Origin of the sequence: Lentzea sp. NPDC060358 (genome assembly GCF_042725365.1) — a bacterium.
Taxonomy (GTDB): domain Bacteria; phylum Actinomycetota; class Actinomycetes; order Mycobacteriales; family Pseudonocardiaceae; genus Lentzea.
The window spans coordinates 1-9,929 of sequence record NZ_JBHXCW010000268.1 but is presented as its reverse complement, the minus strand read 5'-3'; the positions used below and the strand labels follow the sequence as shown (position 1 = coordinate 9,929).

General features: G+C 71.7%; 7 protein-coding genes. 2 read left to right on the top strand and 5 right to left on the bottom strand.

Translation table 11 applies throughout. From position 1 onward, the window contains the following. Window positions 1-38: 38 nt before the first annotated feature. From ACFWGZ_RS35535 to pheS, 5 genes are all read right to left on the bottom strand, one after another. Window positions 39-500 carry a hypothetical protein gene (locus ACFWGZ_RS35535; protein WP_382455974.1) on the bottom strand — a complete coding sequence of 154 codons (462 nt, stop codon included), beginning with the start codon at window positions 498-500 and terminating at the stop codon, window positions 39-41. Beyond that, window positions 497-874, bottom strand: a complete 378-nt coding sequence (locus ACFWGZ_RS35530) for a hypothetical protein (RefSeq protein ID WP_382455973.1) — start codon at window positions 872-874, stop codon at window positions 497-499. Before ACFWGZ_RS35530 ends, ACFWGZ_RS35535 begins: the two co-directional genes overlap by 4 nt. A gap of 3 nt (window positions 875-877) precedes the next feature. After that, window positions 878-1,321, bottom strand: a complete 444-nt coding sequence (locus ACFWGZ_RS35525; protein WP_382455972.1) for a hypothetical protein — start codon at window positions 1,319-1,321, stop codon at window positions 878-880. A gap of 214 nt (window positions 1,322-1,535) precedes the next feature. Then, window positions 1,536-4,013, bottom strand: a complete 2,478-nt coding sequence (gene pheT / locus ACFWGZ_RS35520; protein WP_382455971.1) for a phenylalanine--tRNA ligase subunit beta — start codon at window positions 4,011-4,013, stop codon at window positions 1,536-1,538. Window positions 4,014-4,018: 5 nt separating this feature from the next. After that, window positions 4,019-5,086, bottom strand: a complete 1,068-nt coding sequence (gene pheS, locus ACFWGZ_RS35515) for a phenylalanine--tRNA ligase subunit alpha (RefSeq protein WP_382455970.1) — start codon at window positions 5,084-5,086, stop codon at window positions 4,019-4,021. Between the two features lie 134 nt (window positions 5,087-5,220). Between pheS and ACFWGZ_RS35510 the strand changes: the two genes are divergently transcribed. Together ACFWGZ_RS35510 and ACFWGZ_RS35505 are read left to right on the top strand one after the other, a co-directional pair. Further along, window positions 5,221-6,990, top strand: a complete 1,770-nt coding sequence (locus ACFWGZ_RS35510) for an HSP90 family protein (protein ID WP_382455969.1) — start codon at window positions 5,221-5,223, stop codon at window positions 6,988-6,990. Window positions 6,991-6,992: 2 nt separating this feature from the next. Then, entirely contained in the window at window positions 6,993-9,692 is a 2,700-nt protein-coding gene (locus ACFWGZ_RS35505) for a hypothetical protein (protein ID WP_382455968.1), read from the top strand. The last annotated feature ends 237 nt before the right edge of the window (window positions 9,693-9,929 follow it).

The following is a 9,929-nucleotide window of genomic DNA, read 5'->3' as shown; positions in this document are numbered from 1 at the left end:
GAGCAGGCACAGCGCCGCGGCGGCGATCGTGGGGCGCTTCACGCGCCGGTCCCGCTCGCGATCGTGACCGTCACCGGCACGTTGATCGCCAAGCCCTGGCAGGTGCCGGGTGCGTCGAGCGCCATCTTGACCGAGATCGTGATGGACTTCTGACCGCCTTGGGCCGCCAGCTGCGTACCGGGAGTCGCCGTGAGGGCGGTGACACCGCACTCGGTCCCGTTCTGCGTGATCGACATGACCGTCACCGGGTACGGGTTGGGGTTCGTGACGGTCACGACCGCCTCCCCCGTGACGCCGGGGTAGAGAAGACCGGTGGGAGCCGCGCCGCCGGCCACCACCGGAGCCTGTGCCGTGCCCGCCTTCGTGGTGGCACTGCCGTTACCGGAGCTCGTCCACGCCGCGTAGGCGACGCCCGAGCCGAGAACCGCGGTCGTGACCGCGAGGACGATGACGCCTCGCCGCACGGACCGCCGGTGGACGAGTTCCTTGAAGCTGATCATGGCTTGATCGCCGTTCCCGAGTAGGTGAGAGGGAAGGTGAGGTTCTTGCAGGCGTTCGGGGCCGAGGCCGCCATGCGGACGGCCAGCGGTACGTCGGCGTGGCTGTTCCTGGCGACGAGGACCGGCGACTTCAGCGGATCGACGGTGACGGCGTTCGCCGGGCAGTTCGGGGAGGGCCGCCCGACCGAGGTGTCGAGCCGGGTCACCTTGATGTCCTGGTTGTTGGGGTTGGTGACCCGCACCTTTCGGGTCACCGTCCCACCGGGGACCAACCCCGTCGCGGTGCCGACGTCCGCGATGGTGAACGCCTTCCCGGGAGCGGGAGAGCCTCCCGGGACCAGGAGCATGGCGAGCACGACGAGGACGAGGCGCACGACTCAGCTCGCGGCCGAGACGAGCTGCGCGGTCAGCGGCACGACGAAGGTGACGTTCTGGCAGGCATCGGTGGCGTCGGCGCTCATCTTGGCCTTGAGCGTGTACGTCTGGCTGCCCTTCGCGGGCAGGACCGGCGTGAAGCTGGTGCCGGCGGACGACGTGGTGACCGTGCCGGCCGCACAGGTTCCGGCCGGCTTCGACGAGCTGTCGGCGATCGAGGTGACCCTAACCGGGTAGTCGTTGGGGTTGTCGATGCTCACGACGACGTCCACGACGGCGCCGGGGTAGAGCCCCGCGCCGCTCACGCTCGTGATCGCGGAGTCCTTGCTCGTCGTGGACTTGACCAGGCCGTCACCCGAGCCGGAGCTCGACCACGCCGCGTAGGCGATGCCGCCGCCCAGGGCGGCGATGGCGACTGCGGCGACGACTGCGGTGCGCTTGCGCATGGGGTTCTCCTGGGGTGGTGCTCGGTGGGACGGCACCATCCTGGAGAACGCTCGTTCATCACACAGCGTGCACATGGCATGAGAAGTCGGGCCCTGGCGGCACTGTTGTCAACCGCCGATCACCGGCTACGCGCACGCGCAATCGGAGGAAAACTCCTCGCGTTACGCGAAAGGCCCGGGTTCCGAAGAACCCGGGCCTCACCCAGCGTACCCATCAGGAGCGCAGTGCCGCACCCAGTCGGTCGGAGGCGGCGGCGACGGCGGCGTCGCGGGCCGCGGTCGCCTCCTCCACCGTCAGCGTGCGGTCCGGCGCGCGGAAGCGCAGCGAGTACGCGAGGGACTTCTTGCCCTCGCCCACCTGCTCGCCCGTGTAGACGTCGAACAGGCGGATGTCCTCGAGCAGGTCGCCCGCGGACGCGCCCAGCACCTCGGACACCGACTGCACCGCCACGGAGGCGTCGACGACCAGCGCCACGTCCAGCAGGACCGGCGGGTACGGCGACACCAGCGGGGCCGGGCGGTGGTCGTCCAGCGGCAGCGCGTCGAGGTCGAGTTCGAACGCCACGGTGCGCTTGGGCAGGCCGAGCGCCTCGACGACCTTCGGGTGCAGCTCGCCGGCGTGGCCGACGGGCCAGTCGCCCACGCGCAGCTCGGCGCAGCGGCCGGGGTGCCACGGCAGCAGGTCCGACGCCACGACGCGCAGGGAGACCCCGTACGCCTGGCCGACCCGGCGGGCCGCCTCGACGGCGTCCGACCAGTCGGCCGTGCGGCCCTTGCCCCACCAGCCGGCCAGTTCGCGGTGGCCCGTGAGCACACCGGCGACGTGCAGCGGCTGCTGCGGCAGCGCGGCCAGCATCGAGGCCACCTCGGCCTCGGTGGGCCTGCGGTCCACGCCCAGCGACGGGACCGGCACCTGCTGCGCGCGCGGCAGCGTCACCTGGGCGACGTTGTAGAGCGCCACGTCCCGGGCACCGCGGGCGAGGTTGCGCTGCAGCGTCTCCAGCAGGCCGGGCAGCAGGGTGGTCGCCAGGACGTTCTTGTCCGACTCCAGCGGGTTCAGCACGCCGACGGTGTTGCGGCGGATGTCGTTCTCGCCCAGCCCGAACGCGTCGAACACCGACGGGTCGATGAACGGGAACGGCTTGACCTCGACGAACCCGTCCTCGGCCAGCGTGCGCCACACGGTGCGGCGGCGGCGCTGCTGCTCGGTCAGGCCGCGGCCGGCGGGGGCGGGCGGCAGCGTGGACGGGATCGTGTCGTAGCCCTCCAGCCGCAGCACCTCCTCCACCAGGTCGGCTGGCTGCACGAGGTCCGAGCGCCACGTGGGCGGCGTCGCCGTCACGATCGTCTGGCCGTCGTCCGAGGTGGTCACGGCGACCTGGCAGCCGATCTGGCCGAGGCGCCGCGCCGTGACTCCGCGCGCGTAGCGGACACCCGCGACGCGGTCGGGCAGGTCGATCGGCATCGACACCGGGTCCGGCAGCGTGGGCGAGCCGACGTCGGTGCGGCCCGGCTTGATGGAGCCCTCGGCGTAGTGGTTGAGCAGCTTCGCGGCCCGCTCCAGCGCCACCGGGGCGAGCGCCGGGTCGACCGTGCGCTCGAAGCGCTTGGCGGCCTCCGACGGCAGCTTGTGGCGGCGGACCGTGCGCGCGATGGACGCCGGGTCCCAGTTCGCGGCCTCGAGCAGGATGTCCGAGGAGGTGTCCTGGACCTCCGTGGACGCGCCGCCCATGACACCCGCGAGGGAGATGACCCCGCTGTCGTCGGCGATGACGATGTCGTCGGTGTCGAGCGCGCGCACCGAGTCGTCGAGCGTCGTGAGCTTCTCGCCCGCGAGCGCCCGGCGCACGGTCAGCGCCCCGGACAGGGAGGACGCGTCGAACGCGTGCAGCGGCTGGCCCAGCTCGAGCATCACGTAGTTGGTGACGTCGACCGGCAGCGAGATCGACCGCATGCCGGCGAGCATCAGCCGCCGGCGCATCCACCACGGGGTGGGCGCGGTCGGGTCGACACCGGACACCCGGCGCGCGACGAACCGCGAGCAGGCCGCGCGGTCCTCGATGTGGACGGGCCACGCCTCGCCCTCGGGCTCCGGGATCTCCGCGAGACCGGGGTCGCCGAACGGCACCTCCAGCGCGCAGGCGATCTCGCGGGCCAGGCCGCGGACCGAGAACGCGTAGCCGCGGTCGGGCGTCGGCGCCAGCTCGATCACGCTGTCGTCGAGGCCGAGCAGCTCCAGGGCGTCGTCGCCGGGCTGCGCGGTGCCGGTGGGCAGCACGAGGATGCCGGAGTGGTCGTCGCCGATGCCGAGCTCGTCGGCCGCGCAGAGCATGCCCTGCGACACGCGGCCGTAGGTCTTGCGCTCGGCGATCGTGAAGTCGCCCGGCAGGACGGCGCCGGGCAGCGCGACGACGACCGAGTCGCCCTCGACGAAGTTCGTGGCACCGCAGATGATCTGGTTGGTCTGCTCGGGACCGACCTCGACCTTGCAGTAGCGGATCGGCTTCTTGAACTCGGTGAGCTCCTCGATCTCGACGACGCGACCGGCGACGATCGGGCCGGTCACGGGACCGAGCGGGCTCACCTCCTCGACCTCGATGCCGATGCGGGTGAACGCCTCGGCGAGCTCGTCGGGCGTGGGGATCTCGTCGAAACCGAGGTGTTCGACCAGCCAGCTGACCGGGACGCGCATCCGGATCAGGCCTCCGTTCCGAAAGGCTGGGTGAAGCGGACGTCGCCCTCGACCATGTCGCGCATGTCGGGCAGGCCGTTGCGGAACTGCAGCGTGCGTTCCAGGCCCATGCCGAACGCGAAGCCGGAGTACACGTCCGGGTCGACGCCGGTGGCGCGCAGGACGTTGGGGTTGACCATGCCGCAGCCGCCCCACTCGACCCAGCCCGCCCCGCCCCTGCGCTCCGGGAACCACACGTCGACCTCGGCCGACGGCTCGGTGAAGGGGAAGAACGACGGGCGCAGACGGGTCTTCGAGTCCTCGCCGAACATGGCGCGCGCGAACGCGTCCAGGGTGCCCTTGAGGTGGCCCATGGTGAGGCCCTTGTCGACCGCGAGGCCCTCGACCTGGTGGAACACCGGGGTGTGGGTCGCGTCGAGCTCGTCGGTGCGGAACGTGCGGCCGGGGCACACGACGTAGACCGGCGGCTCGCGGTCCAGCAGCGTGCGGGCCTGCACGGGCGAGGTGTGGGTGCGCAGCACGAGCTGCGAGTCGCCCGGCGCGATGTAGAACGTGTCCTGCATCGAGCGGGCCGGGTGGTCCTTGCCGAAGTTCAACGCGTCGAAGTTGAACCACTCGGTCTCGAGCTCGGGGCCCTCGGCGATCTCGTAGCCCATGGCCACGAAGACGTCGCCGATGCGCTCGGCGAGGGTGGTGATCGGGTGGCGCGCGCCGCGCGGGAAGCGGTCCCAGGGCAGCGTGACGTCGACGGACTCCTCGCGCAGCACCCGCTCGTCGCGCTCGACCTGGAGCACGGCGTGGCGCTCGTCGAACGCGGTCTTGATCGCGGACTGCGCCTGGTTGACCCGCTTGCCGGCCTCGGCCTTGGCCTTGGGGGGCAGGGCACCGATCTCGCGGCGGGCCAGCAGCACGGGCGACCGGTCACCGAGGTGGCCCGGCTTGACCGAGGCGAGCGCCTCGAGGTCGGCTGCTCCGGCGAACGCCTCGCGCGCCTTCTGCACGGCCGCGTCGAGGTTCTCGGCCGACAGCGCCGCGACCTCCTTCGGGTCGTACGGGTCGTTGGCTCCGGACATGGTGGTAGGACAGCTCCCGTCACGGATTTCGGTAGTGAACAGGCCGATCGTAGTCGGTGCGGAGTTGACCGCTTCCGCACGTTCGGTCAAAGGGCGGCATCGGGCCGCCCCACCTACTTAATATGGGCGGCATCATGTCGCACACCTTCCGCGTCGACCTGCGCGGCATCATCGACCTGCTCAGCCACCACCTCTACAGCAGCCCGCGCGTCTACGTGCGCGAACTGCTGCAGAACGCCGTCGACGCGATCACGGCGAGGCGCGAGCTCGACCCGTCCTGCCCCGCGGACGTCACGATCACCTGCGGTGCCACGCTGACGATCACCGACACCGGGGTGGGGCTCACCGAGGACGAGGTGCACGAGCTGCTCTCGACGCTCGGCCGCACTTCGAAGCGCGATGACCTGGGGTTCGCGCGCGAGGGGTTCCTCGGCCAGTTCGGCGTCGGCATGCTGTCGTGCTTCCTCGTCGCCTCCTCGGTGACGGTGATCACGCGGTCCGCCCGCGGCGGGCCGGGCGTGCGGTGGGAGGCGGACTCGTCCGGCAACTACACGGTGTCCGAAGTGGACTCAGCGGACGCCGAGGTGCCGGTGGGCACGACGGTGGTGCTGAGCGCTTCGCGCGGCAACGAACACTGGCTCGAGGCGGACGTCGTGCGGCCGCTGGTCAGCGACTACGGCGACCTGCTGCCCGCTGTCGTGACGCTGGACGGCGCCGTCGTGACCCGCGGCGTGCGGCCGTGGGACGGTGCCGACGGCGAGGAGACCGACCTCTCCGCGTACTGCGAGCAGGTCCTCGGGTTCACGCCGTTCGAGGCGATCCCGATCGAGGTCGAGGCGGCGGGGCTGACCGGCGTCGCGTTCGTGCTGCCGTCCGGGGTGCACCCCGGCACGCGCCAGACGCACCGCGTCTACCTGAAGCGGATGCTCGTCGGCGACAACGTCGAGGGCCTGCTGCCGGACTGGGCCTACTTCGTGCGGTGCGTGGTCGACGCGTCGGCGATCAGGCCGACGGCGTCGCGCGAGTCGCTGTACCAGGACGAGATGCTGCTGGCGGTGCGCGAGGAGCTCGGCGAGCAGATCCGCGACTGGCTGATCAGGCTGGACGCGATCGAGCCGCGCCGGGCGGGCGAGCTGCTGGCCGCGCACCACCTCGGCATCAAGTCGCTGGCGCGGTCGGACGACGAGATGCTGCGGCTGGTCGAGCGCTGGCTGCCGTTCGAGACCACCGACGGCCCGATCCCGTTGCGGCAGTTCAAGCGCAAGCACGGCGCGATCCTCTACATCCCGGACGTCGACGAGTTCCACCAGCTCGCGCCGGTCGCGGCCGCGCAGGGCCTGGGCCTGGTGAACGCCGGCTACGCCTACGACCTGGAGCTGCTGAACCGGCTCGGCGCGCTCGACGGTCCCGCCGTCGCGCGCAGGGTGGCGCCGTCGGAGCTGCTCGCGGCGCTGGCGGACCCGGAGCCCGACGTCGAGAAGGCGCTGCGGCTGCGGCTGTCCGAGGGCGCGGCGGCGCTCGACCGGCACGACTGCGACGCGGTGATCCGCGACTTCGACCCGGTCTCGCTGCCCGCCCTGCTGATCAGCAACGCGGACCAGCAGCGCAAGCTCGACACCGAGCAGACCGCCGGGGAGACGACCGACCCGCTGTGGGCGGAGCTGCTCGGCCGGCTGACCGCCGGGTCGGACTCGTCGCGGCCGGAGCAGCTGGTGCTCAACTGCCGCAACCCGCTGGTGCAGCGGCTGGCGCGGCTGACCGACCCGTCGCTCGTGGAGCTGACGCTCGAATCTCTGTACGTGCACGCCGTCCTGCAGGCTCGGCGGGCGATGCGACCGAAGGACACGGCGGCGCTCAACCGCTCGTTCCTGGAACTGCTGGACCGCGCCGTTGGGGGCAAGTGAACATGGCCGACTTCACCGCAGAGGACGCCGAGAGGGCTTTCCTCGACGCGTACAACATGCCGACGGGCATGCCGAAGCACGAGGCGCTGGAACGCGCCGCGCGGATGTCCGACGCGCTCGGCCACCTGCCGCTCGGCGTCTCGTGCCGGATCGCGATGATCGACTCGGCGTACTACCTCGCCCGCTACGACCTGATGCTCGCGCCGTTCGCGTGGGTGCGCGCCGCGGAGCAGAAGGACCCGGAGGCGTTCAACGACTACGAGGTCCACTCGCTCAACTGGTCGCACAAGTGGATCGCGACGGGACTGCGGCGCGACCCGCGGTTCTCGCTGGAGCAGATCGAGGCCGTGATCGGGCAGCTCGCCGACCGCTACGGGAGCCTGGGCTTCTCCGCGCAGCCGGTGCACGGTGCGCGCGCCGAGCTCGCCTACCACGTAGGTGACATGACCGGCCTGGCCGAGCACCTCGGCAGGTACCTGGCCACCGAGTCCGGCCCGATGGCGGACTGCGACGCGTGCGTCGTCGAGGAGCAGGTCTGGATGCTGGCCCGGCTCGGCCGCCACCACGAGGCCGCGGCCCACGGCTGGGAGGGCCTGTCCGGCGAGACCGGCTGCGCGACGCAGCCGCAGGGCATCCTGTCCGCGCTGCTGTGGCCGCTGCTGGAGATCGGCGACGGCGAACGGGCGGCGCACGCGCACACGACCGCGTACCGGTTGATCAAGGACGACGAGATCACCTCGTACGTGCACGAGCACATCCGGTTCTGCGCGCTGACGGGCAACGTCGCGCGCGGCGAGGAGATCCTGCGCCGGTCGCTGCACAAGGTGGTCGCGACGCAGCTGCCCGCCGACGAGATGTCGTTCGCCGAGTGCGCGTCGGTGCTGCTGCAGCGGATCAGCCCCGACGTGGTGTTCGACGTGCCGGTCGCCGGGTCGCTGACCGCGGCCGAGCTGCTCGACCGGCTGGTGGACCGGGCGATGGAGCTCGCGGAGGCGTTCGACGCGCGCAACGGCACGCCGACGTGGACCGACCGGGTCTCGGAGGCGCTGGCGCAGAAGGACTACCCGCACGTCGAGCTGGCCGTGCCGACCGCGGCGGCCGTTCCCGCCGCCGAGGAGCCGGTCGTGTCCGGCGACCCGGTGGAGATCGCCGAGGCGATGGTCGCGCTGTACGAGCAGGGCGACTTCGTGCAGGCGCGGCGCAACCTCGACTCGCTGCCCGCGGACATGGACTCGCTGCTGCCGCCCGACCTCGCGGCCCACGCGGGCATCCGGCGGATGACCACGGGCCTGGTGCCGTTCGACCCGGCGGTGCTGGAGGAGCTGCTGCCGGCGCTGCCCGCGGACCTCGCCCTGCGCTACCAGGCACGGCTCGCGATCGGGCTCGAGGGCGGCCTCGAACTGGCCGAGAAGTGCCTGGCCGAGGCGACTTCCGACCACACGCGCACGATCGCGGCGCTGACGCTGGCCGAGCTGTACGACGCCCAGTCGGACGAGCGCGCCGACGAGATGCTCGCACTGGCGTCCTCTTTGGACGTTCCGGAACTGCGCGGCCGCGTCGCCGTCGAGTCCGCGGAACACCGCGCGCGGCAGCAGGACCTCGAAGGCGCGTACGCGGACATCGTGACGGTGATGACCGGCGACCTGCCGCCCAACGCCCGGTTCGAGGGCTACCGGCTGCGGTTGCGGCTGGAGACGTTGCTGCGGCGCGTCCCCGAGGCCGTGGCGACCTCGCGGGAGTTCGTGGCGGCGTTCCCGCTGCCCGAGTCGGCCGAGACGCGCTGGTACCAGGTCGCGTCGATCCAGGAACTGGACCAGGAGGGCGCCTGCCTGGGCGACCTGCGCGAAGCCGTCGCCGTGTCGCGCGTGCACCTCTCCCCCGGCCACACCGCGCACTTCTGCTTCGCGCTGAGCGGCGGGTACGTCCAGACCGACCGGTTCGTCGAGGCGGCCGAGGTGCTGGAGGAGTCGCTGCGGCTGCTGCAGCCGGGGCAGGACGACCTGCGGTTGCAGATCGTGTTCCGGCTGGGGCAGGTCTGCCGCAAGCTCGGGGAGTTCCCCGCCGCCGAGCGCTACCTGGGTCAGGCCGTCGAACTGCTGCCCGGCGAGGAGGCGGGGCGGCGGGCGTTCCTGCTCGACGCCCTGGCCTCCGTGCAGGGACGGCTCGGCAAGCACGACCTCGCCACCGCCTCCTGGCGCGCCGCGGCTGCGTTGTGGCAGCAGGAAGGGGACGTGTCGGAGGCGGTCGGGTCCCTCGTCGAGCTGGCCTCCACCCTGCCCGACGACGAGGTGGTCGAGACCACCTCGGCCGTCGACGAGGCCGAGACCCTGTTGCCGCTGCTCGACGATCCCGCCGAGGTGACTCGGCGGCAGGCCGAGATCCTGGCCATCCGGGCCTGGGTCGCCGGGCAGGGCGGTGACGTCGCGCTCGCCGTCCAGCACTACCGCGAGACCGAGTCCCTCGTCGCCTCGCTGGGGGATTCGAACTGGCGGGTGTTCGTGGTCTTGCGCGCGGCTCAGGTTCTGCTGGGCGGTGATGATGCCGCCGGGGCCGAGGCGGAGGCTCGGCGGGCTGCTTCGTTGTTGCCTGATGACGGTCAGGTGGGGTCGGTTCTGTCGGTTCTGTCCGAGGCTTTGCGGCGGCAGAACAAGCCTTCCGGGACCGATCCGCTGGTTCGGGAGTTGACTGCTCGGTTGGGTTGAGTTTTTGGGGTTTCGGTTTGGGGTTCCTGTTTACTGCTCGGGGCTCCGCCCCGGACCCCGCCAGCTGATCAAAGACCGGCCAGCGCCGCCTGCGGGTTGATGGCACGCCTGGTGCGTTGGGCGGCTTGCTGTTGCGTAGTTGGGTTGCGGTGTGGGGTGGTCCCGTCACGAGCAGTGCTCAATGCAGCCACACCTGAGGAGGGGTGTCAAACGGCCGAAAAGCGTGGCCGTTTGACC